Origin of the sequence: Pseudodesulfovibrio sp. zrk46 (genome assembly GCF_012516435.1) — a bacterium.
Taxonomy (GTDB): Bacteria; Desulfobacterota; Desulfovibrionia; order Desulfovibrionales; family Desulfovibrionaceae; genus Pseudodesulfovibrio.
The window spans coordinates 2,286,028-2,307,844 of sequence record NZ_CP051216.1; the positions used below are offsets into that span (position 1 = coordinate 2,286,028).

20 protein-coding genes are annotated in these 21,817 nt (G+C 56.4%); 11 read left to right on the forward strand and 9 right to left on the reverse strand.

Annotation, left to right across the window (positions count from 1 at the left end; genetic code table 11):
• The first annotated feature begins 55 nt into the window (after nucleotides 1-55).
• The 10 genes from HFN16_RS10365 (at nucleotide 56) to HFN16_RS10410 (ending at nucleotide 10,024) form a co-directional block, all read left to right on the forward strand.
• On the forward strand, nucleotides 56-409 hold the full coding sequence (locus HFN16_RS10365) for a P-II family nitrogen regulator (protein WP_168890681.1): 354 nt from the start codon (nucleotides 56-58) through the stop codon (nucleotides 407-409).
• Nucleotides 409-783 carry a P-II family nitrogen regulator gene (locus HFN16_RS10370; RefSeq protein ID WP_168890682.1) on the forward strand — a complete coding sequence of 125 codons (375 nt, stop codon included), beginning with the start codon at nucleotides 409-411 and terminating at the stop codon, nucleotides 781-783. The genes HFN16_RS10365 and HFN16_RS10370 overlap by 1 nt, the downstream gene beginning before the upstream one ends.
• Before the next feature lie 25 nt (nucleotides 784-808).
• Nucleotides 809-2,446: a nitrogenase molybdenum-iron protein alpha chain gene (gene nifD / locus HFN16_RS10375; protein ID WP_168890683.1), complete on the forward strand. Its 1,638-nt coding sequence runs from the start codon at nucleotides 809-811 to the stop codon at nucleotides 2,444-2,446.
• A gap of 15 nt (nucleotides 2,447-2,461) precedes the next feature.
• Nucleotides 2,462-3,838 (forward strand): nitrogenase molybdenum-iron protein subunit beta, encoded by a 1,377-nt coding sequence (gene nifK, locus HFN16_RS10380; RefSeq protein WP_168890684.1) that lies wholly within the window; start codon nucleotides 2,462-2,464, stop codon nucleotides 3,836-3,838.
• Nucleotides 3,839-3,970: 132 nt separating this feature from the next.
• A complete protein-coding gene (locus tag HFN16_RS10385) occupies nucleotides 3,971-5,137 on the forward strand; it encodes a radical SAM protein (RefSeq protein ID WP_168890685.1) in 1,167 nt (388 codons plus the stop codon).
• Between the two features lie 29 nt (nucleotides 5,138-5,166).
• Entirely contained in the window at nucleotides 5,167-5,469 is a 303-nt protein-coding gene (locus tag HFN16_RS10390) for a (2Fe-2S) ferredoxin domain-containing protein (RefSeq protein WP_168890686.1), read from the forward strand.
• A gap of 16 nt (nucleotides 5,470-5,485) precedes the next feature.
• Complete coding sequence (locus HFN16_RS10395) at nucleotides 5,486-5,941, forward strand: GNAT family N-acetyltransferase (protein ID WP_168890687.1); 456 nt, start codon at nucleotides 5,486-5,488, stop codon at nucleotides 5,939-5,941.
• 33 nt (nucleotides 5,942-5,974) lie between these two features.
• The gene (nifE, locus tag HFN16_RS10400) at nucleotides 5,975-7,357 is read left to right on the forward strand and encodes a nitrogenase iron-molybdenum cofactor biosynthesis protein NifE (RefSeq protein ID WP_168890688.1); all 1,383 of its coding nucleotides are present in this window, start codon (nucleotides 5,975-5,977) and stop codon (nucleotides 7,355-7,357) included.
• Nucleotides 7,350-8,723: a nitrogenase component 1 gene (locus HFN16_RS10405; RefSeq protein WP_168890689.1), complete on the forward strand. Its 1,374-nt coding sequence runs from the start codon at nucleotides 7,350-7,352 to the stop codon at nucleotides 8,721-8,723. Before nifE ends, HFN16_RS10405 begins: the two co-directional genes overlap by 8 nt.
• Nucleotides 8,724-8,752: 29 nt before the next feature.
• The gene (locus HFN16_RS10410; RefSeq protein ID WP_168890690.1) at nucleotides 8,753-10,024 is read left to right on the forward strand and encodes a radical SAM protein; all 1,272 of its coding nucleotides are present in this window, start codon (nucleotides 8,753-8,755) and stop codon (nucleotides 10,022-10,024) included.
• A 348-nt stretch (nucleotides 10,025-10,372) separates the two neighbouring features.
• On the opposite strand, the gene eutC is transcribed toward HFN16_RS10410, so the two are convergent.
• From eutC to HFN16_RS10445, 7 genes are all read right to left on the reverse strand, one after another.
• Nucleotides 10,373-11,167 (reverse strand): ethanolamine ammonia-lyase subunit EutC, encoded by a 795-nt coding sequence (gene eutC / locus HFN16_RS10415; RefSeq protein ID WP_168890691.1) that lies wholly within the window; start codon nucleotides 11,165-11,167, stop codon nucleotides 10,373-10,375.
• A gap of 13 nt (nucleotides 11,168-11,180) precedes the next feature.
• Complete coding sequence (locus HFN16_RS10420) at nucleotides 11,181-12,542, reverse strand: ethanolamine ammonia-lyase subunit EutB (protein WP_247648309.1); 1,362 nt, start codon at nucleotides 12,540-12,542, stop codon at nucleotides 11,181-11,183.
• A 93-nt stretch (nucleotides 12,543-12,635) separates the two neighbouring features.
• Nucleotides 12,636-13,958 (reverse strand): TRAP transporter large permease subunit, encoded by a 1,323-nt coding sequence (locus HFN16_RS10425; RefSeq protein ID WP_168890693.1) that lies wholly within the window; start codon nucleotides 13,956-13,958, stop codon nucleotides 12,636-12,638.
• The gene (locus HFN16_RS10430; protein ID WP_168890694.1) at nucleotides 13,958-14,467 is read right to left on the reverse strand and encodes a TRAP transporter small permease subunit; all 510 of its coding nucleotides are present in this window, start codon (nucleotides 14,465-14,467) and stop codon (nucleotides 13,958-13,960) included. Before HFN16_RS10430 ends, HFN16_RS10425 begins: the two co-directional genes overlap by 1 nt.
• Nucleotides 14,468-14,644: 177 nt before the next feature.
• Entirely contained in the window at nucleotides 14,645-15,697 is a 1,053-nt protein-coding gene (locus HFN16_RS10435; RefSeq protein ID WP_168890695.1) for a TRAP transporter substrate-binding protein, read from the reverse strand.
• A gap of 869 nt (nucleotides 15,698-16,566) precedes the next feature.
• Complete coding sequence (locus HFN16_RS10440; RefSeq protein WP_168890696.1) at nucleotides 16,567-18,147, reverse strand: sigma 54-interacting transcriptional regulator; 1,581 nt, start codon at nucleotides 18,145-18,147, stop codon at nucleotides 16,567-16,569.
• 543 nt (nucleotides 18,148-18,690) lie between these two features.
• Nucleotides 18,691-19,686 (reverse strand): AraC family transcriptional regulator, encoded by a 996-nt coding sequence (locus HFN16_RS10445; protein ID WP_168890697.1) that lies wholly within the window; start codon nucleotides 19,684-19,686, stop codon nucleotides 18,691-18,693.
• 138 nt (nucleotides 19,687-19,824) lie between these two features.
• Here HFN16_RS10445 and HFN16_RS10450 point away from each other — a divergent pair, with 138 nt between their 5' ends.
• Complete coding sequence (locus HFN16_RS10450; protein WP_168890698.1) at nucleotides 19,825-20,283, forward strand: hypothetical protein; 459 nt, start codon at nucleotides 19,825-19,827, stop codon at nucleotides 20,281-20,283.
• 74 nt (nucleotides 20,284-20,357) lie between these two features.
• On the opposite strand, the gene HFN16_RS10455 is transcribed toward HFN16_RS10450, so the two are convergent.
• Together HFN16_RS10455 and HFN16_RS10460 are read right to left on the reverse strand one after the other, a co-directional pair.
• Nucleotides 20,358-20,936, reverse strand: coding sequence for a YceI family protein (locus HFN16_RS10455; protein ID WP_168890699.1), 579 nt, complete (start codon nucleotides 20,934-20,936; stop codon nucleotides 20,358-20,360).
• Between the two features lie 18 nt (nucleotides 20,937-20,954).
• Complete coding sequence (locus tag HFN16_RS10460) at nucleotides 20,955-21,803, reverse strand: pirin family protein (protein ID WP_168890700.1); 849 nt, start codon at nucleotides 21,801-21,803, stop codon at nucleotides 20,955-20,957.
• Nucleotides 21,804-21,817 lie beyond the last annotated feature (14 nt).

The window sequence follows — 21,817 nt, forward strand, 5'->3', positions numbered from 1 at the left end:
ACCAAAGCGTGTTTTTAAAAGTACATTAATTAAAGCAAGATAGGAGAGCGAAGAAATGATGATCATGGTTCGAGCAATCGTACGCCCGGAAAAAGCGGATGAAGTCCTGGCCGCACTTATGGACAACGGCTTCCCTGCAGTCACCAAGTATTCCGTGGCCGGTCGCGGTAAGCAACGCGGCATCAAAATCGGCGAAGTTACCTACGACGAAATCCCCAAGACCATGCTCATGTGCGTCGTCAACGCTGCTGACAAGGATTTCGTAATCAGCACCATTATGGATTCCGCCCGCTCCGGCACCAAGGGCGCATTCGGCGACGGTAAAATCTTCGTTAACGACGTGGAGTCCGTCTACACCATCAGCTCCGGCGTGGAAGAGACCGCCGAAGCCAGCGAGGAGGCCGCGTAATGAAGGAAGTCATCGCAGTGGTGCGCATGAACATGATGAACAAGACCAAGGCCGCCCTGACCGAAGTCGGCGTGGATGCCTTCTTCGCCCACGAGGCGCAGGGCCGCGGTAAGGGGTTCGTCAATAAGAGCGTGCTCGAAGGCGCTGAGAGTGGCTACGAAGAAGCCGCCGAAGTGCTGGGCGAAAAGGGCAAGCTCTACCCCAAGCGCATGTTGACGGCAGTGGTAGCCGACGACCTGGTTACCGACGTGGTGGAAGCCATCACCGAAGTGAACCAGACCGGCAAGCCCGGCGACGGCAAGGTTTTCGTCCTGCCAATCGGTGATGCGGTTCGTGTCCGTACTGCCGAATCCGGCGAAAAGGCAATTTCTTAAGAAGCTGCATAAGGAGAGAGAAAGAATGGCCAAGACCAAGAAAGTCGTGCAGCTCATGCCCACCGATATCAAGGATGAACTTCTGAAGAAGTATCCTCCCAAGGTGGCGAGAAAGCGCGCCAAGCAGATCATGATCAACGAAGCCACGGAAAGTGAGGCTCCGCCCGAGATCGTGGCAAACGTTCGCACCATCCCCGGCATCATCACCATGCGCGGCTGCACCTATGCAGGTTGTAAGGGCGTTATCATGGGCCCCACCCGCGACATCGTGAATATCACCCACGGCCCCATCGGCTGCGGATTCTACTCCTGGCTCACCCGTCGTAACCAGACCGACGCGGGCGAGGACGGCGATAACTACATGCCGTACTGTTTTTCCACGGATATGCAGGATCAGGACATCATCTTCGGTGGTGAAAAAAAACTCGAAGCTGCCATCCAGGAAGCTTACGACCTGTTCCATCCCAAGGGTATCTGCGTCTTCGCAACCTGTCCCGTGGGCCTCATCGGTGACGATATTCACGCCGTCACCCGCAAAATGAAAGCCAAGTTCGGTGACTGCAACGTCTTCGCCTTCTCATGTGAAGGTTACAAGGGCGTCTCCCAGTCCGCTGGTCACCACATCGCCAACAACCAGGTCTTCACCCACCTGGTCGGTGAGAACACCGAACCCAAGGAAGGCGAGTACAAGATCAACCTGCTCGGCGAATACAACATTGGCGGTGACGGGTTTGAGATCGACCGTGTCCTCAAAAAATGCGGCATCACCAACCTCGCTACCTTCTCGGGCAACTCAACTTACGACCAGTTCGCGTCTGCGCAGCACGCCGACCTCAGCTGTGTCATGTGTCACCGTTCCATCAACTACGTGGCCGACATGCTGGAGACCAAGTACGGCATCCCGTGGATCAAGGTGAACTTCATCGGCGCCAAGTCCACTGCCAAGTCTTTGCGCAAGATCGCCGAGTACTTCGGTGACAAGGCCCTCATCGACAAGGTCGAGGCCGTCATCGCCGAGGAAATGCTGGAAGTGGAATCCGTCATCAGCGACGTGCGTCCGCGCACCGATGGCAAGACTGCCATGCTGTTCGTCGGTGGCTCCCGCGCCCACCACTATCAGGATCTGTTCGAGGAAATGGGCATGAAGACCCTGTCAGCCGGTTACGAGTTCGCTCACCGCGATGACTACGAAGGTCGCCATGTCATCCCCGATCTCAAAGTCGATGCTGACTCCCGTAACATCGAGGAAATCGAAGTTGAGGCCGATTCCGAATTCTACAACCCGCGCAAGACTCCGGAAGAGATCAAGGCTCTGGAAGACGCCGGTTACAAGTTCAAGCACTACGAGGGCCTGAACCCGCAGATGGACAAAGGCACCCTCATCATTGACGACCTGAACCAGTACGAAGCTGAGAAGCTCGTGGAAATCATGAAGCCCGACATCTTCTGCGCAGGTATCAAGGAGAAGTTCTCCATCCAGAAGACCGGTGTGCCCATGAAGCAGCTCCACAGCTACGACTCCGGCGGCCCTTATGCCGGATTCAAGGGCGCGGTTAACTTCTACAAGGAAATCGACCGCCTCGTGGGCAGCAAGGTGTGGTCTTACATGAAGGCCCCCTGGCAGGAAAACCCCGAACTGACCGCCACCTTCGTGTGGGAATAACGAAGGGAGAGAATAATGGCTTTACTGAGACATACCCCTACTGAAGTGAAAGAGCGCAAGGCGCTCATGATCAACCCGGCCAAGACGTGCCAGCCCATCGGCGCCATGTATGCGGCCCTCGGCATCAACGGATGCCTGCCGCACTCCCACGGCTCCCAGGGATGTTGCGCGTACCATCGCTCAACCCTGACCAGGCACTACAAGGAGCCTATCTCCGCCGCCACCTCCTCCTTCACCGAAGGTGCATCCGTGTTCGGCGGGCAGGCCAACCTGCTCCAGGCTGTAAACAACATCTTCACGGTCTATGATCCCGAGGTCATCGCAGTGCACACCACCTGCCTGTCCGAGACCATCGGTGACGACCTGAACCAGATCCGCGACAAAGCGATCAAGACCGGCAAGATTCCTGAAGGAAAGACCATGATCGGTGCGCCCACTCCTTCCTATGTGGGCTCCCATGTCACCGGCTTCTCCAACATGGTCAAGGCCATGGCACAGCTGGCCGAACCGACCGGCAAGAAGTCCGGCAAGGTCAACATCATCCCCGGTTGGGTTGAGCCTTGCGACATGGAAGAGATCAAGCGTCTGGCCGCCATGGTCGGTGTGGACATCACCTTGTTCCCGGATACCTCCGGCGTCCTCAACGGACCCCTGACCGGTGAATACAAGATGTTCCCGGACGGCGGCGTGACGGTCAAGGAACTCAAGGCCGCTGGCGACGCCACCGGTACCCTCGCCCTGGGCGAATGGTGTTCCGCTGATGCCGCCCGCTGGTTGGACTCCAAGTGCAAGGTGCCTTGCTCCGTGCTGGACATGCCGTTCGGCCTGGCAGCCACCGACCGCTTCATCGATGTCCTCCGCACCGTGGCCGGCGTCCCGGTCCCCGACACCGTCGCTTACGAACGCGGCCAGCTCGTGGACATGATTTCCGACATGCACCAGTACTTCTACGGCAAGCGCGTAGCACTCTGGGGCGATCCTGATCAGCTCATCTCGATGACTGAATTCCTGGTCTCCCTCGACATGCACCCCGTCTATGTCGTTACCGGCACCCCGGGCAAGAAGTTCGAGAAGCGTATCAAGGAAATCTGCGCCGACAAGCCTTTCGAAGTGAAGGTCAAGGCCAAGGGCGACATGTTCCTGATGCATCAGTGGATCAAGAACGAGCCGGTGGATCTGCTTATCGGTAACACCTACGGCAAATACATTGCCCGTGACGAAGATATCCCGATGGTGCGTTGGGGCTTCCCCATCCTGGACCGCCAGGGCCACCAGTACTTCCCGACAGTCGGCTACAAGGGCGGACTCAGACTGCTTGAGATGATTCTCGGCAGGCTCCTGGACCGGAAGGACCGCGACGATCCGGAACAGAAATTCGAGTTGGTTCTGTAGCTATCCCATCCCAGTGTAGGCTGGAGCGGGCACCTTCCCCGCCCGCTCCAGCAGTCCACAAAGGCCCGATTGACTCACACTCGAACCTTTCTGAACTGCTGAAACTGAAAATAAATAAACGACGAGGAAGACATGACCAATACTGCCACTTCATACGCCAATCATCCCTGCTTCGGCATGTCCTCCCGCAAGGAGACGGGTCGCTTGCATCTGCCCGTCGCACCGCGTTCCAACGCCAAGATTCGGTTTGAAGCCGTTACCAAGACCAAGCCCGCCATGATGCCGGAAGAAGCCGTCAACTGGTTGGTCCATGTCCTGGATGCCGAAAAGCCTGTGAGGATCGTGGGCATTACCGGTCCCGGCGACCCGCTGGCATCCCCTGACATAACCATTCGCACTCTGCGCATGATCCGCGAACGCTATCCCAAAATGGACCTGTGTCTGACCACTCTTGGTATCGGCGGCGCCATGTACGTTCCCGAACTGGCCGAGATCGGCATCTCCCATGTGACCGTGCTGGTGGACGCAGTGACTCCCGAAGTGGCGGAAAAGCTCTACGCCTGGATTCGTCCCGGCAAGAAGACCGTCCCCCTGACCGATGCCGCCAAGGAGTTGATGGACGACCAGAAGAAGACCATCACTGCCTTCAAGGACGCTGGCATCACCGTCAAGGTCAACACCACTGTCTATCCGGGATTCAACGCCGGACATGTGGAAGATGTCGCTGAAGCCATGGCTTCCCTTGGAGTCGACATCATGGCCGTGGTTCCCTTCCACCCCGCAGATGAAAACTGCGAGTGTCCCGCTTCGTCCACTGAGCTCATGACCATGGTGCGTGATCGTGCCGCGCGGCACATCAACCTCATGCCTTCATGGGATGAGTGTGGTGAGGGGCTTGTTGGATTGGATACCCCGGAAGATGAGTCCGATGTCTGTTCGACCCTGCCCAAGCCCACGCCGGAGCGTCCCAATGTGGCCGTGACCAGCGCAAGCGGCATGGATGTGGACATTCATCTCGGGCACGCCGCGCAGATTCTCATCTACGGTCCCCGCGAGGATGGACTGGCCTGTCTGCTGGAGACCCGCGAGGCTTCGGAACCCGGCTCCGGCGCTGCTCGCTGGAAAGATCTGGCCACCCGCATGCACGACTGTTTTGCAGTCCTCACTGCCGGGGCAGGCGACAAACCCAAGGAAATTTTGAGCCGTAGCGGCGTGACCGTCATCGTTACCAACGAAGGAATCGAAGGCACCGTTGACGTGCTGTACGGCGGAAAGAAGAAGGGCAAGTGCCGCAAGTAGCGGCCTTAACAAAATAAGGAGAGAGAGAAATGGCTATCCCAGAAAGAATGATCATCTGTTGTCAGAGTTTCCGCGCCGCAGGCGACCCCAAAGGCATCTGTCACAAGCAGACCGACGGCTTCCTCCAGTACATCGAGGAAGAAATCCTGGACCGCGGTCTGGATGCCCTGGTCGTGGCGACCTCCTGCCTCAAGCAGTGTGAATCCGGCCCCATCATGGTGGTGCAGCCTGAGAACTGGTGGTTCAAGGGTGTGGATTCCGAAGAGGCCATCGACGAGATTCTCGACGCCTTGGAAGAAGGCGAAGCCTGCGCCGAATATTTGGCTGCTTAGAGAGAGGAGCAGCCTGATGCCTGAAGTCGTGAAAATCCGTCCCGCAACTCATGAGGACTTGCCTGTCCTCATCAGCCTTCTGGAATCGCTGTTCTCCATTGAGGAGGACTTCGAGATCGATCCCGAGCGGCAGCGGAGCGGCCTGGAAATGATGCTCAGCAACGGTCGGGGACGCATACTGGCCGCCGAGACTCCCGACGGGACTGTCGTTGGCATGTGTTCGGGACAGCTGACGATTTCCACGGCGGAAGGTGGTCCTGCAGTCCTCGTGGAGGACGTGATCGTCCACGAGGACTGGCGGGGCAAGGGTGTCGGCGCAAAGCTGATGGATGGCTTGACTGATTGGGCCCGCACCCTCGAGGCGCCTCGAATGCAACTGCTGGCAGACAAGCAGAACGTAAGAGCACTGGATTTTTACAAACACCTGGGATGGCAACCTACACAACTTATTTGCCTGAGAAAGAGACTGTAATCGACCAAAGGCCGAAACTCATAGGGGAAGAACATGAGTACCATTTTAGACGAACGTAAAGCACAGATTCACCGGACCGGCTCCGGCGACATCGACATAGCTTGCAACCGGGAATCCCTGGCGGGCGCAGTCAGCCAGCGGGCCTGCGTGTTCTGCGGATCACGCGTGGTCCTGTATCCCATCGCAGATGCCCTGCATCTGGTTCACGGCCCCATTGGTTGTGCTGTTTACACTTGGGATATCCGCGGCGCTCTGAGCAGCGGCCCGGAATTGCATCGACTTTCCTTTTCCACCGACCTTCAGGAAACCGACGTCATCTTTGGCGGCGAGAAGAAGCTGGAGGCTGCGCTGGATGAACTTATCGACAGACATGGCCCCAAGGCCGCCTTTGTCTACTCCACCTGTATCGTCGGCCTGATCGGCGACGATCTGGAAGCGGTTTGCCGCAAGATGTCCGAGAAGAAGGGCATCCCGGTGCTGCCGGTCCAGTCCGAAGGATTCAAGGGGAGCAAGCGCGAAGGGTATCTGGCTGCCTGCAAGGCCATGTTCAAGCTCATTGGCAAGGGCGACACCGCGGACGTCAAGCCCATGTCCGTCAACATTTTCGGTGACTTCAACCTCGCCGGCGAAATCTGGATCATCCGCGAATACTTCGAAAAGATGGGCGTGCAGGTTGTGGCCAACGTGACTGGTGACGGCCGTGTTGCCGACATCGAACGCTGCCACGGCGCTGCCCTCAATCTGGTCCAGTGCTCCGGCGCGACCCTCGATCTCGCCAAGATGATGGAAGAAGAATACGGCATCCCCTATGAGCGGGTCTCCTACCTCGGCATCGAGGATATGGCCGACTCCCTCTACAAGGTGGCCGACTTCTTCAAGGATCAGGACCCCGGCATCGTCGAACGTACCCAGAATCTGGTGCGCGACGAGTTGCAGAAGCTCATGCCCGAGCTGGCCCGGTTCCGTCGCGATCTGGAAGGCAAGAAGGTCGCCATGTATGTGGGCGGCTCCTTCAAGGCCTTCTCCCTGATCAAGGCATTTCGTCACCTCGGCATGAAGTGCGTCATGGTTGGTTCCCAGACCGGCACCAAGGAAGACTACGCCGAGCTGGCCGCCATCTCCGATCCCGACACCGTCATCATCGATGACGCCAATCCGCTGGAACTGTCCCACTTCATCAAGGAGAAGGACGTGGACGTCTTCGTGGGCGGGGTCAAGGAACGTCCCATCGCTTTCAAGCTCGGCGTTGGATTTTGCGATCACAACCATGAGCGCAAGGAAGCGTTGGAAGGATTTGTCGGCATGTACAATTTTGCCAAGGAAATCCATGCCTCAGTCATGTCCCCGGTTTGGCAGTTCGCTCCGCGTCGCGCCAACCGCAAGGCTGAAGAGAGAAAGGAGGCCGTCAATGAGTAAGACTGTGAAGAAGCCCGTTCGGCCCAATTTCGTTTCCACCACCAATGCCTGTAAATTATGCACACCGCTTGGCGCATCCCTGGCCTTCCGAGGCGTGGAGGGCGCAATCCCATTCCTTCATGGCTCCCAGGGATGCGCCACGTATATGCGCCGCTACGTGATCTCGCATTTCCGTGAACCTGTGGACATCGCTTCCTCGGCACTGGGTGAAAAGCACGCCATTTACGGCGGCGCACCCAACCTGAAGAAGGGCATCCTCAATGTCATGAAGAAGTACGAGCCGTCCTGTATCGGCATCGCCACCACCTGCCTGACCGAGACCATCGGCGACGATGTGCCCATGATCATGAAGGAGTTCAAGGCGGAGTTTGGCGATCTGGACTTGCCCGATCTCGTGCAGGTGTCCACCCCCAGCTACAACGGCACACATACCGACGGCTGGCACGGCGCAGTCCGTTCGCTGGTTGAGCAGCTCTGCACCACCAAGGCGGACGCCGCTGATCGCGTGAACATTCTGCCCAACATGGTGTCGTGCGAAGACGTTCGCCACCTGCAGGATATCTGTCGCGATTTCAGCATCGACTCCACCATCCTGCCTGACATTTCCGAGAGCCTCGATGGCCCGGCCCTTGAAGACTACGTGAAGATCCCCTCCGGCGGCACGCCCCTGAGCGAGATCAAGACCATGTCCGGTTCCAAGGCCACTATCGAGTTTGGTCGTTGCCTGCCCAAAGCCACGGGCGGCACCAGCCTGGAAGAGCGTTTTGGCGTGAAGAACTATCGCATTGGCCTGCCCATGGGGCTGCGCGAATCCGATCGGTTCTTCGAAGCCATGGAAGATATCACTGGCACTGACATGCCTCGTCGCTACGAACTGGAACGAGGACGACTGGTCGACGCCTACGTGGACGGCCACAAGTACGTGTTCGGTAAGCGGGCCGTTGTCTACGGCGAGGAAGACCTCGTTGTGGGCCTGACCTCCTTCCTGGCCGAAATCGGCGTGGACGTGGTTCTGGCCGGTTCCGGTTCCCGCAAGAAGGGCATGGGCGAGGCCATCGCCAAGGTCACGGACGGCGTATCCCGCATGGCCCCAGAAGTGCGCGAAGGCGTGGACTTCCATGACATCGCTGCCGAGGCCGAAGAGCTGGCTCCTGATCTGCTCATCGGTCACTCCAAGGGCTACCGCTACGCCAAGGCGTGGGGCATCCCCCTTATCCGCGTGGGCTTCCCGGTCCATGACCGCTTCGGCGGCCAGCGTCTGCTGCACCTTGGTTACAAGGGCGCACTCAGCATGTTCGACCGCGTGGTCAACGCCGTAATTGAAAAGAAGCAGGCCGATTCGTCGGTAGGCTACGGATATATCTAGGAATAACCTCCAACGATGGGAGATTCGATATGACTGTTAAGGATACCACCAAGCACCCCTGTTTCAACAAGGAAAAGGCTGGAGATTGCGGCCGCGTACACCTGCCCGTAGCCCCCAAATGCAACATCCAGTGCAACTACTGCAACCGCAAGTATGACTGTGTGAACGAGTCCCGCCCGGGCGTGACCAGTGGTGTTCTGAAACCGTTCCAGGCCGCCGAATATATGGATCAGGTCCTGGAAAAGGAACCTCGTATCACTGTGGCCGGTATTGCTGGTCCCGGCGACCCGTTCGCCAATCCCAAGGAGACTCTGGAGACCATGCGTCTGCTCAATGAGAAGCACCCGCATCTCCTGTTCTGCCTCTCCAGTAATGGTATGGGTATCCTTCCTTACCTCGACGAGATTGCCGAGCTGGGTGTGTCCCACGTGACCATCACCATCTCTGCCGTTGATCCGAAGATCGGCGCCCAGATTTACTCCTGGGTCAAGGACGGCAATGTCGTCTACCGTGGTGAGCAGGGCGCTAAGATCCTGCTGGAACGTCAGCTTGCTGCCATCAAGGGGCTCAAGGAACGCGGCCTTGTCGTAAAGGTCAACTCCATCGTGATTCCCGGCATCAATGATGAGCACATCGTTGAAGTGGCCAAGGTCTGCTCCGAACTGGGTGCTGACATTCAGAATATGATCCCGCTCAAGCCCACATCGGATACCCCGTTCTCGCATCTGCCCGAACCGGGGCGCGAGACCGTAGTGCCGCTGCGCAAGGAAGCAGGCGAGTTCATCAACCAGATGACGCACTGCAAGCGTTGCCGCGCCGATGCTGTCGGTCTGTTGGGCGACGACAAGTCCGCTTCCCTGTGCGGAACCCTGCAGGCCTGCTCTAAGCTGAAGCCCCTTGAGGTGAACACGCCGAGGCCCAATGTGGCCGTGGCCACCCGCGAGGGCATGCTCGTGAACCAGCATCTGGGTGAGGCCAAGTCCTTCCAGATCTGGACCGAGGCCGACACCGGCGGCTACAGACTGGTCGAAGAGCGTCCGGCACCCAACGCCGGTTGCGGTCCCAAGCGCTGGTATGAACTGGCCGAGTTGTTGTCCGACTGCCGCGCCGTACTCTGCGCTGCCATTGGCGAGACCCCTCGTCTGGCGCTGGAAGAGAACGGTATCCAGTCCCATGTCGTGGACGGATTCATCAATGACGCCCTCCGCTACATCTTCGAGGGTGGCGACATGAACGCTATCAAGGTGCGCCGTACCGGTATCGGCGGCGGTTGCGCTGGCGGAGGCGGTGGCTGCGGCTAGGCGGCCTCCCTCAATGTGACAGAAATAGTGAAGCCCCGCTCTGAGAGAGCGGGGCTTCTTTTGTACAAACTGTCCAGAGAGGGGTTCAGAATGTCGGGTGCATCGGTTCTGGGGACAATCCCCTTTGCTGGACTAGCTCACTATGATCTGAAACGCTTTTCATTATAATGCTGGTTGGATGATGCCAATATCCTGTGGCTTCATGGAGATCCGAGGGAGATCGTTTGAAACAGAGGCCTACAGGGTGCTCATAAAACCATGCCGCTTGTCACGTAATCCAGCCGATGCAGGCATTCGTCTTCGCTTGTTCCGGGTCCTCAGTTTGCGTAAAATCTGTTGCTTTTCAACCTATTCGGTCAGCATCGCATCTTCTCCCTTGAAGGGCAGGTAGTTGGGCGTCATTTTATCCTTGAGCTCGACACCTGATTTCTTGCTGGCGAGCGCCATCTCCGTTAGATAGGCGAGTTTCTGGACGCCTTCATCAATGGTCAGGCCGCCGTTGCGCACATTTGAGATGCAGTTGCGGGCTTCGTCCGTAGTGCCGGGCTTGGGGCTGTAGGTCATGTAGATGCCCATGGAGTTGGGCGAGCTCAGGCCCGGGCGTTCTCCGATGAGGATGATTGACAGGGTGGCCTGCAACCGGTCGGCAATCTCGTCGGCGACTGCGACGCGACCGTTTTCTACGAGGGCGACAGGGGCGCTGTTGATACCGGCCCTTTGAGCCATGGGAATGAACTTGTTCAGAAATTCTAATGCGTTCTCATGGATGGCGCGGGACGACAGTCCATCACTGACTGTCACGCAGATGTCGTAGCCCTTGGTGATGCCATCAAATGCTGTGCGTGATTCTTCGCTCAACTGCCGTCCCAGATCAGGGCGGGTTAAATACTCACTGCGGTCAGTAACACTGCTCTTGAGCTTGATGGTTTCGATGCCGCTTGCGGCCAAATCATTGGCCAGCTTGTCGATGGAAAAGGGGGTGTGGACTGCATCGCGCGCCTGGGCATGGGCCAGTTTGAAGTCGAGGGACTCTCGAAGGGGGAGGCTTGACCCCACGCGCCCGAGACTGATGCGGGCATCGGTGAATTTCTTGAGATTATGCCAATGATCTTCTGTAATGATTTCAGGCTTATCGTTCGTCATTGTCTGGCCTCCCTTAGTTGTTCGCGTTCTGTGGCAGGGCCATCAAGCGGTTGGAGGGGGAAGTGGGAAGCAGTGTCCCCTTGTCGTCGTGCAGACCCATGGCTTCAAGCCACAGTTCGAATTCCGGTGCGGCCTTCTTGCCCAGCAGGGAGCGCAGGTAGCACGCGTCATGAAAGGAGGTGGATTGATAGTTGAGCATGATGTCGTCTGCCCCGGGAATGCCCATGATGAAATTGCATCCCGCGGTGCCGAGCAGGGTCAACAGCATGTCCATGTCGTCCTGATCTGCTTCGGCGTGGTTGGTGTAACAGATGTCCACACCCATGGGCAGGCCGAGTAGTTTGCCGCAGAAGTGGTCTTCCAGACCGGCGCGGATGATCTGCTTGCCGTTGTAAAGATATTCGGGGCCGATGAAGCCCACGACAGTGTTGACCAGCAGCGGGTCGAATTTCCGGGCCACGGCATATGCCCGCGCCTCAATGGTCATCTGGTCCACGCCGTGATGGGCGTTTGCGGACAGGGCGCTTCCCTGTCCTGTCTCGAAATACATGACGTTATTGCCCACGGTGCCGCGTTTGAGGGACAGGGTCGCTTCGTGGGCTTCCTGCAGCAACCCGAGGGAGATGCCGAAACTGGCGTTGGCTTTCTCCGTGCCTGCGATGGATTGGAAGCAGAGATCAACTGGTGCGCCGTTTTTGATCGCTTCCATGGTTGTGGTGACGTGGGTCAACACGCAACTCTGGGTGGGAATATCGTATCGCTCGATGATGGAGTCGAGCATGTGGAGCAGGCGGGTAATATTGGGAAGGCTGTCGGTGGCGGGGTTGATGCCGATGACGGCATCGCCGCAGCCGTAGCACAGGCCATCCAGTGTAGAGGCCGCGATACCGTTGAGATCGTCGGTCGGGTGGTTGGGCTGGAGCCGGACCGAGAAGGTGCCGGGTTGCCCGATGGTGTTGCGAAAGCGGGTCACGACCTCACATTTGGACGCGACAAGGATCAGGTCCTGTACGCGCATCAGTTTGGAGACTGCGGCGGCCATCTCCGGCGTAACGCCGGGGGCCAGTTTGGCAAGCGCCTGTGGCGAGGCCTCATTGGTCAGGAGCCAGTCGCGAAAGTCGCCCACCGTCATGGCGCTGATGGGAGCGAACGCTTCGGCGTCATGATCGTCGATGATCAGGCGCGTGACTTCATCCTCTTCATAGGGAATGACAGTTTCGTTCAGGAACCGTTTCAACGGAACCTCGGCCAGTTCCATTTGTGCCCGTACGCGTTCTTCTTCGGAGGCTGCGGCGATACCGGCAAGTATGTCACCGGACCGCAGGGGGGCTGCCAGCGCCAGCAGTTCTTTCAAGCTTTTCTTTTCATGGGCCATGTCGGTCTTCCCTCTCGACATTCATGTTGATGGCCCGGACATGAAGTCCGGGCCATCCATTGTTACCATTTACTGTGTGCGTATACCAGTTCCCTAATTGCCGAAGTAAAGTTCCGGCAGATACAGGGCGATTTCCGGGAATATCATGATCAGCGCCAGGCCAAAGGTCATGAGAATGACGAAGGGCACGATGGAGCTGTAGATATCCACCAGCGTTACTTCCTTTGGTGCCATGGCCTTCATCAGGAAGAGGTTGTAGCCGAACGGTGGCGTCATGTACGCGATCTGACAGGTGACAGTGTAGAGAACACCGTACCAGACCGGGTTGAAGCCAAGGTGGATGATCAGCGGAATGTACAGCGGGGCCACGATGACGAGCATGGCGGTGTCGTCAAGGAACATACCCATGATGATGTAGGAGACCTGCATCATGATGAGGACACCCCAGGGGCTGAGGCCCCACTCTTCCATGAAGAGGCGCTCGATGGCGTGGACTGCGCCGAGGCCATCGAAGACGGCGCCGAATGCAAGGGCTGCGAGGATGATCCACATGAACATGCAGCTGACGCTGAGGGTGGAGTACAGGGTGTCGCGCATGACCTTCTTGGTCAGTCGTTTCTTGGCAATGGCAGCGAGGGTCGCAGCCACGGCGCCGACGGAGGAACTTTCCACCAGACTGGTGACACCCATCATGAAGAGGCCGGTGACGGAGAAGATGATTGCCAGCGGCAGGAGACCTGCGCGCAGCAGACGGAACTTCTCGGCCTTGCTGACGTTGCGCTCTTCTTCGGACAGGGCGGGGCCGAGTTCGGGCTGGAGCTTACAACGGATGACGATGTAGGCGATGAACAGGACGGCAAAGAGCAGACCGGGGCCGACACCAGCCAACCACAGACGGCTGACGGGCTGGCGCGCGATCATGCCGTACAGCACCAGTACGATACTCGGAGGCACCATGATGCCGAGGGAGGAGCCGGCCTGAATAACACCGGTAACCATGCGTTTGTCGTAGCCGCGTTTGAGCATTTCGGGCAGGGCGATACTGGAGCCGATTGCCATACCGGCCACACTGAGGCCGTTCATGGCCGAGATGGCGACCATGAGGACAATGGTTCCGATGGCGAGCCCGCCCCCTAGTGACCCCATCCATACATGGAGCATTTTATAGAGGTCGTTGGCGATCCCCGATTCCGACAGCATGTAGCCCATGTAGATGAAGAGGGGCAGCGTCAGGAGGGGGTACCAGTTGAGCAGGGAGATGCTTGCGTTGAAGGCCATCTCCGAACCGCCGTCTCCCCAGAGGAAGAGCGCGGATGCCGCAGCGATAAAGCCGATGACTCCGAATACCCGCTGTCCTGTCATGAGCAGGAGCATGAGGGTGGAGAACATCATGAGGGCGATCATTTCATGACTCATTAGAGCTCCCTCCCGGTGGCCTTTGCGACGTCTTTAAAGAAGTTGGAAATGGATTGCAGCAGCATGAGGAATATTCCGATTACCATGATGACCTTGATCGGCGACATGGGCGGTCCCCAGGCCGAATAGTTCATCTGGTTATATTGAATTGAATAGGCGGTGCTCGAGATGCCTCCGTAGAGGAGCATCACAAGGTAGAAGATCATACAGACGGAGGTGAAACAGTCGGTGGTGGCCCGGCGTTTCTCCGACCACTTGCTGTAGAATACATCCATGCGGACGTGGGCACGCAGCAGCATGGAGAAGCCGCCGCCCAGCAGGTAGTAGGCCGCCATGGTGAACTGAGCCATCTCAACACCCCAGATAATTGGTGAGTCGAAGATCGTTCTCGCGATGGACGAGTACAGGAGAATCGCCATCATCACGAACACGAGATACAGTGTCACCTGACCAACACGGGTATTTATCGCGTCAACATATTTGACGTACAGTCGTATTGCTTTTGGCACTTTCGTTCTCTTTTTATTGCGAAAAAATTGGTCTGATGACCTGATTTTAAGACAAAAAGTCCTCGCACACCTCAGGCGCGCGAGGACTTGTAACGCGCTTAACGTGGATTCGGGCAGCCTCATGAACCGCGAGGTCGGGGAGTGCGCCACTCCCCGATGGGGCTGTCCGAAGTCGGATTAGTAGCGGTAAGGCTTGCCTGCCTTCTCCATGGTCTGAGCGTATTCTTTGAGGATCTTGACGACGCGGGCGCTGCGATCACTGCGCTGGGCGATTTCGTCCCAGTATTTGTACGCTTCCTCTTCGACCACCTTCCACTCATCGTCAGGAATGGTAGTGAGTTCGAGCTTGCCGCCGGTGGTGCGGTAGAAAGCCTCGCCCCACCAGTACCAGTACAGGCGGTGGTAGTTGGAGCTGTCCATGGACATCTTGAAGAGTGCCTTGAGGTGTTCCGGCAGGGCTTCCCATTTGTCGGTATTGGCGAAGTAGGAACCAGCCCATGCACCGGAAATGTTGTTGGTCAGGTAGTACTTGGTGACGTTGGCCCAACCGACGGTGTAGTCTTCGGTGATACCGGACCATGCGATGCCGTCGAGTTCGCCGGTCTGCAGGGCGACTTCGACATCTTCCCAAGGCAGAGTGACGGGCACAACGCCAAAACGCTTCAGGAAGCGGCCGCCAGTGGGGAAGGTGAAGACGCGCTTGCCTTTGAGGTCCTTCACGCTGCGGATCGGTTCAACGGTGGCGAAGTTGCAGGGGTCCCATGCGCCGGCGCCGAGCCAGGAAACGCCATCGATCTCGTCGTATGCCTCTTTCCAGATTTCATTCAGACCATACTGGTTGAACAGGGTCGGGACATCGAGGGAATAGCGGGATGCGAACGGGAAATATGCGGCAAAGACGGAAACGTCGACAGGTGCGCCGATGGAGTCGTCATCACTCTGTACGGCGTCGATGGTGCCGCGCTGCATGGCGCGAAAGAGTTCGCCAGTGGGGACCAGCTGGTCAGCATTGTACAGCTCGATGACCATGTCGCCTTTGGCGATCTTGTTGAATGCATCGATCTGCGGCTTGATGACGTGTTCGGCAAGAGCAGGGCCGGCGTAGGTCTGGAGACGCCACCTGATGGTGGACTTCTGGCTGGCGTGGACAGCCGGGGCAACGGCTGCGGTTCCTGCGGCGGCTGCGATACCGGCGATACCTGCTTTGGTGATAAACTCTCTTCTCTTCATAAATCCCTCTCATCAAATAAGTTTGGGGTTCGAGTAGCGCTGGATGCGGTCCTAATCACATTCATGATGCTACTTTGGTCACTTCACTGTTTGTCCGGTCCGATCAGGGAGACTGGGTTAACCCTGCGTCGTTCTGGACTCGAACGCTAAAGCAACCTCCGTTCCAAACGTGCGTTTTTATGAAAATATGTGTATTTTTAGTTGTTTATGAGTGTTGAGAGTCGTTGGTGTCAGTCGAGTAGTTTGTCGCCTTGGTTACTTTTTTGTTTCAAAAGTGGTTAATATTGACAAAATTAGTCAAAATTAAAATTAGATGCAGTTGTAAACTGTATTTGCATTACAATAATAGCCAACTAGTAGCTGTTTGCGTTGATTGTTCTGAAAAGAGATTAACAAACAGTATATTTTCTGACCAAAATTTGTGGTCAAAATGGTTTTTCTTCGGTGAAGGTGGAATGCAAGGATGATGTTCTCATCAACGAAAAGGATGGATGAGGTCTTTTTACGAAAAATGATATGTCTAATTTAAGTGTTATTTCAGACTAATAAGATAGATGGGGCTTGTTGGAGATCTCTCGCATTAAGTTCGTTGGGCAAACTTCACATTTTCTCATAGCAGTTAAATCTGAGCGCTATTTGAATGCTTATCCTTTTGGACGAATTGTATGCGTGTGAGAATAAAATAGGCAAATCCCAGGAAACTTGTCTAGGAATCGACAATATGTGGCTACTTTCAGTCAGTAATGTCGATTTTTTGGTGAAAATTGCTGTGTGGTGCTATAGCAAGTCTTCCCATACCTGACAGGCCCCATCTGTTGCGGAGGATGGGGCCTGTCGGTACTAGGAGGTTGGGGGTGTTCCCAATGGTGTTATGCTATTTCTTTTTGGCGTCGAAAGCGCGCGCGGCCTTCGGCAATCATGGATTCGAGTCCATACTTCTTGACCCGGTATCCCATCTGACGGGGGGTGAGCCCGAGAGATTCGGCGGCCTTGTACTGGAGCCAACCGTTGCGTTCCAGTGCAGCCACGACTTCGTTGCGCTCGAATTCCTTGAGCGACATGGTCTTGTTGGTGGGCTCGGAAATCTGCATGACTTCCTGAGCCGCAGCGGTCTGGCCCGGAGTGAGGTAGGAGCGGAGGAAATCGAGGCCGATACGTTCTGAATCGGACATGATGACCAGTCGCTCGATGAGGTTCTGCATCTCGCGCACATTGCCCGGCCAGTCGTAGCGGATGAGCGCTTCGACGGCGGCGGGAGTAAAGTGCATGGCCCGATTGTAGTCGGTGGCCATCTGCTGCAGGAAGTGGTTGAGCAGACCGGTGATGTCTTCCTTGCGCTCGCGCAGGGCGGGGACGCGGATGGGGAAGACGTTGAGTCGATAGTAGAGATCGAGGCGAAATTTGCCCCGCTCCACCAGGTCGGCAAGGTCACGGTTGGTGGCCGTGAGAATACGGACGTCGATGGTGCGGGTTTTGTTGCTGCCGAGACGCTCAAGCTCTTTTTCCTGAAGCACTCGAAGCAGCTTGGACTGAAGGGCGATGGGGAGCTCGCCGATCTCATCCAGAAAGATGGTACCGTTATGGGCTTCCTCGAATCGGCCGGGGCGGGTGGAGGTGGCCCCGGTGAAGGCCCCTTTCTCGTGACCGAACAGTTCGGATTCGAGAAGGTTCTCCGGGATGGAGGCACAGTTGACCTTGATGAAGGGATGTCCCTGACGCTCGGAAAGCTCGTGAATGATGCGCGCGATGAGCGTCTTGCCCACGCCGGATTCGCCGAGCAGCAGCACGGTGGCGCGGGTGGGAGAGACTTTCTCCATCTGACGTTGTACTTCCACCATGGCCGCACTCTGGCCCACGATGTAAGGACCCTTGTTCGTCTTGGCGATCTGATACTTGAGGGAGGTGTTCTCGCTGCGAAGGGCTGCTTCGCGCTCAAGAATCTTTTCGTTCAGGCTGATGAACTGGGCGATGAGCGTGGCAACGACCTTGAGGAAGTCCACGTCTTCCTCGAAGGCGACTTCGTCTTCAAAGAGGCGGTCCACGTTGAGGACGCCGATGGGCTCACCGTGGAGAAGAATGGGGACACCGATGAAGGAGATCATGCCGCGTCGGATATTGCGCGATCCTGTCTTGTTCAGAAACAGGGGCTCGTTTTCGATGTCGGGCACAAAGTATGGTTCACCAGTCTGGAAGATACGACCGGTGACGCCCTCGTCCAGACGGTAAACTCCGCGCTGTTTTTCTTCTGCCGTGAGGCCGTAGGATGCACTGATGGAAAGGTGCCCGGTTTCGGGGTCGTGCAGGGTTACTGTGGCACGCTGCATGGAGAGCTGCTCATGCATTATGCGCAGGACCATTTCCAGCGCTGATTCAAGATTAAGCGCATGATCTATCGCCTGACAGATGGCTGGCAGGACAGCGAGTTTCAATCCATGTACCGTGGGTTCCATGGCTTGCTCTAGAGCAAACCGGGTGCCAAACCTTGTGGATTTTTATTATCCAATTATACCAGATGGTTAAATAGTTGCGAATGTGTACTAAAATTAACAATAAAGTAAAAACATGTGTTGAGGATGGCTAATTTGAGAACAATTTTGTGTGTTCGTATTTTCATGTCTTTGGATATTTCGGAACAAATTGGGGTGAAATGGCAATAAAAAAGGCCGACATTGGGTGTCGGCCTCAGGGGAAATTTGTCTTCCTTTTTTGAGCTCCTGGAGGAAGTGAAACCAGGGTATGCCACATTCGTGATCTGCACGTTTTTTTAGGCAGTAACTTTTTGCAGGTACATGTATCAGCTCCGTTCATTTCTTTAGCTATTGCCACCCCGTCTGGCGAGTGTGGTCTTTCTTCTCATTGTTCAAATCGCTTTCTCGGTCCAGTTCAGAATGTAGACGGTAAACGTGGTGTGTTGTTCAACGTGGAAACAATCAATCACCGTTGAGCTAGTGATATTTCAGACAGCCGTCACAGTGAAGTGCCGAATGCGCCAACTACTTTGCAGTTTGTGCCAATCGAAGTTCGCGGGGCGACTGACCTGTCCAACGCTTGTGCGCGCGGGAAAAGGCGCTGTAGTCCGCATAGCCAAGCAGGAAGGCGACCTCGGTCAGGCTCATGAGTGAATCCTGAATGTATTCGGCTGCGAGGTCCTGCCTAATCGAACGCAGGAGTTCCCGATAGGTGGTCTCCGCTTCGGTCATTTCCCGTTGCAGGCTGCGCAGGCTGATATTCATGGCGCTGGCCAGTTCATCGGCAGACAGCTCTCCGCTGGGCAGCCGCTTTCTGATGTGTTTTCTGGCCCTCTCAATGATGGTGGTCCCTTCGATGGCTGACAGCTGTTGCTTCACCATTTCATCATGCAGATTGAGGAGAAGTGGATTGCCGCTCTTCAACTTCCGCTGGGCGTCTTCCATGGAAAGCTCAATGCAATCTTCTTCTGCGTCGAACTCCACATGGCATTGGAATAGTTCGGTGAATCGTTCTGCGCAAGACGGTGCAGGGTGGGCGATGGTCACATGGAGCGGTTTCAGTCCCTCGCCGTAGTTCATGCGGCACAATTTCATGACAAGGGACATGGAGGAATCCATCTGACAGGGGAGCTTCACCTCGTCCGATAGTATGATGCGAAGCCGCTGCCCGGATTGTTCGATGTAGGCTGTACCGCGTTCGGAGAAAATTGTTCTGTAGCGCTGCAGGTAATCCAGCCCTTCCAATAAAGAACTGGCGGCCAGCCATGCATATCCAAGCGCATGGAAGTGCGAAGGGTGCCACACCTTGCCGGCATCAAGCCCAAAACATGGGTCGTCTATGGTGTCGGCGGCCAGTTGCCACAAGTTGTCTATCCTGCGGTGGGCGATCCTGACTTCCGGATCGGACAATACGGCGAAGGTCAGATCTTCTTCCGCGAAAATGGGGCGAGGATCATGCCCATGGTATTCGATCAGGTTCCAGAGGGTGTTGGCCTGCGTAAGTTGAAAGGTTTCCGGCATTGAGTCTCCTTGGGCATCATCCCTACCTGATGTTGACGCGTAATGTCGAGCATGAGGCATCTTTGGTCATGTCTCTGGTTGATCCGTTTTTGTACCTTTCAGATGTAGAGAAACGTATCAACAGGAGGCAAACGTACTATGCGTCCCGTTTTGAAAATCTTATCGGTGCTGGCTTTACTGGTAGTCCCGACCAAGTTGGGATGGGCGGAATCGTCCAAAAGAGACGCTGTTCCACTGGTTGCCGCCGAAGTGCCAACCGTGTGTACGCGGACAATATACCATGATGGAAGTAACCTCGTGCGCGACAGGGTCTGTGCCACGTTTGAGACCTCCTTCATGGACGAATATGGCGTTGAACGTGGTCTGAAGGTCTTGGCTCAGGTGATGGAGACCTTGGAACAGGCCGATGACAGAGTCTTCACCATGAAGGTCTACCTCGACCACCATCTGGTGGCTCAGAGACATGGCACCTCGCTTTTCGGTTCGGTTAGCTTCAACCTGACAACTGGTGGAGTGGTGGCTGCGGAAGTGAACGCCCGGAACTACCGGGAGCAGATGCAGTTCATCGTCTACCATGCGCAGGGGGAGCCCTCTTGAGTAACCTCAACCGGAAAAGGCCCCACAGTGACATGCGTCGCTGTGGGGCCTAGTATTGTTTTATTGCGGCTTTTCTACTTAACGGGGAGCAGCTCCAAGTCCACGACAATATCCACTTCATTGCCGATGAGCAGGCCTCCATCGTCGAGGGTCTGGCTCCACGTTACACCAAAGTCGCGCCTGTCGATGACCAGCTTGGCCTTGCCGCCCAGGCGATAATTGCCCCATGGGTCCTTGCGGCGCTCGGTCAGGCCGCTGACGGCAAACTCCACCTCGTGGGTCTTATCCTTGATGGTCATGTTCCCCTTGGCGACAAATCCATCACCGGAGCGAGTGACCTCGGTGCTCTTGAAGGTCATGACCGGATAGGTAGTCACTCCAAAGAAGTCACCGCTTTTCAGGTGCGCGTCGCGCTTGTCCACGCCCGTGTTGATGCTGTCCACAGCAATGGTGACATCAAAGCTGACGGGCATGTCGTCCTTGAACATGAGGGCGCCCTTGATGTCCGGGAATGAACCGCGCACCTTGGCGATCATCATGTGCTCAATGGCGAAATGGGCCGCCGAGTGGTCCGGGTCAATGTTCCACGTTTCAGCTCTGGCAGATGTTGCGCAGAAGAGCAGTGCCACTGCAATTAAGAGTATTTTCTTCATGGCTTCTCCTTCATTCTGTTACGGTTTGGCGTGTTTAACGAATGTGCCGTCCTGATATTCCTTGAAAGCGAGCGTCAGCTCTTCCTGTGTGTTCATGACAATGGGACCGCGCCATGCGATGGGCTCATTCAGGGGCTTGCCCGTGAGCAGGAGGAATCGGACAGTCTCATTGGCTCCTGATATGGCGAACTCATCGCCGTCATCGAAAAGAACCAGCGTCTTGTTCTCCACGGTGGTGCCGTTAACCGTCCCCTTGCCATCGATGACATAAATGAACGCGGTGTGTCCCTGTTTGGTCGGGTGCACGAATTCAACCCCGGCAGGCACTGTGCAGTCCATGTATTCGGGGTCGATGACAATATCGCCCACTGGACCGGTCGTGTTGGCGATGGTGCCGGCAATGACCTTGATGACAGTGCCGTCGTCCAGAGTGATCTCGGGAATTTCATCGGCAGTGATACCCCGGTAGCGGGGATCCATCATCTTGTCCCGGGCCGGAAGGTTGGCCCAGAGCTGAAAACCGTGCATGCGTCCGGCATCGTCTCCCTTGGGCATTTCCTGATGAATGATACCGCTCCCGGCGGTCATCCACTGGACGTCGCCCGAAGAGATCACACCGTCATTACCGAGGCTGTCACCATGTTCCACATCACCGCTGGTGACATAGGTAATGGTCTCGATCCCCCGGTGGGGATGCCAGGGAAAACCGTTGATGAAGTCCTCGGGGCTATCCCCACGAAAGTCATCGAGCATCAGAAACGGGTCAAAGGTAGGAGTATCCATATAGCCGAATACACGGCGTAATTTGACGCCTGCCCCCTCTGTGACAGCTTCGCCTTTCATGATTTGCTTAATCTCACGACGCATAGAGTTCTCCTTTC

Coding starts and splice junctions, on each gene's coding strand:
- HFN16_RS10365 (WP_168890681.1), top strand. CDS start 56: ATGATGATCATGGTTCGAGCAATCGTACGCCCGGAAAAAGCGGATGAA.
- HFN16_RS10370 (WP_168890682.1), top strand. CDS start 409: ATGAAGGAAGTCATCGCAGTGGTGCGCATGAACATGATGAACAAGACC.
- nifD (WP_168890683.1), top strand. CDS start 809: ATGGCCAAGACCAAGAAAGTCGTGCAGCTCATGCCCACCGATATCAAG.
- nifK (WP_168890684.1), top strand. CDS start 2,462: ATGGCTTTACTGAGACATACCCCTACTGAAGTGAAAGAGCGCAAGGCG.
- HFN16_RS10385 (WP_168890685.1), top strand. CDS start 3,971: ATGACCAATACTGCCACTTCATACGCCAATCATCCCTGCTTCGGCATG.
- HFN16_RS10390 (WP_168890686.1), top strand. CDS start 5,167: ATGGCTATCCCAGAAAGAATGATCATCTGTTGTCAGAGTTTCCGCGCC.
- HFN16_RS10395 (WP_168890687.1), top strand. CDS start 5,486: ATGCCTGAAGTCGTGAAAATCCGTCCCGCAACTCATGAGGACTTGCCT.
- nifE (WP_168890688.1), top strand. CDS start 5,975: ATGAGTACCATTTTAGACGAACGTAAAGCACAGATTCACCGGACCGGC.
- HFN16_RS10405 (WP_168890689.1), top strand. CDS start 7,350: ATGAGTAAGACTGTGAAGAAGCCCGTTCGGCCCAATTTCGTTTCCACC.
- HFN16_RS10410 (WP_168890690.1), top strand. CDS start 8,753: ATGACTGTTAAGGATACCACCAAGCACCCCTGTTTCAACAAGGAAAAG.
- eutC (WP_168890691.1), bottom strand. CDS start 11,167: ATGACGAACGATAAGCCTGAAATCATTACAGAAGATCATTGGCATAAT.
- HFN16_RS10420 (WP_247648309.1), bottom strand. CDS start 12,542: ATGGCCCATGAAAAGAAAAGCTTGAAAGAACTGCTGGCGCTGGCAGCC.
- HFN16_RS10425 (WP_168890693.1), bottom strand. CDS start 13,958: ATGAGTCATGAAATGATCGCCCTCATGATGTTCTCCACCCTCATGCTC.
- HFN16_RS10435 (WP_168890695.1), bottom strand. CDS start 15,697: ATGAAGAGAAGAGAGTTTATCACCAAAGCAGGTATCGCCGGTATCGCA.
- HFN16_RS10440 (WP_168890696.1), bottom strand. CDS start 18,147: ATGGAACCCACGGTACATGGATTGAAACTCGCTGTCCTGCCAGCCATC.
- HFN16_RS10445 (WP_168890697.1), bottom strand. CDS start 19,686: ATGCCGGAAACCTTTCAACTTACGCAGGCCAACACCCTCTGGAACCTG.
- HFN16_RS10450 (WP_168890698.1), top strand. CDS start 19,825: ATGCGTCCCGTTTTGAAAATCTTATCGGTGCTGGCTTTACTGGTAGTC.
- HFN16_RS10455 (WP_168890699.1), bottom strand. CDS start 20,936: ATGAAGAAAATACTCTTAATTGCAGTGGCACTGCTCTTCTGCGCAACA.
- HFN16_RS10460 (WP_168890700.1), bottom strand. CDS start 21,803: ATGCGTCGTGAGATTAAGCAAATCATGAAAGGCGAAGCTGTCACAGAG.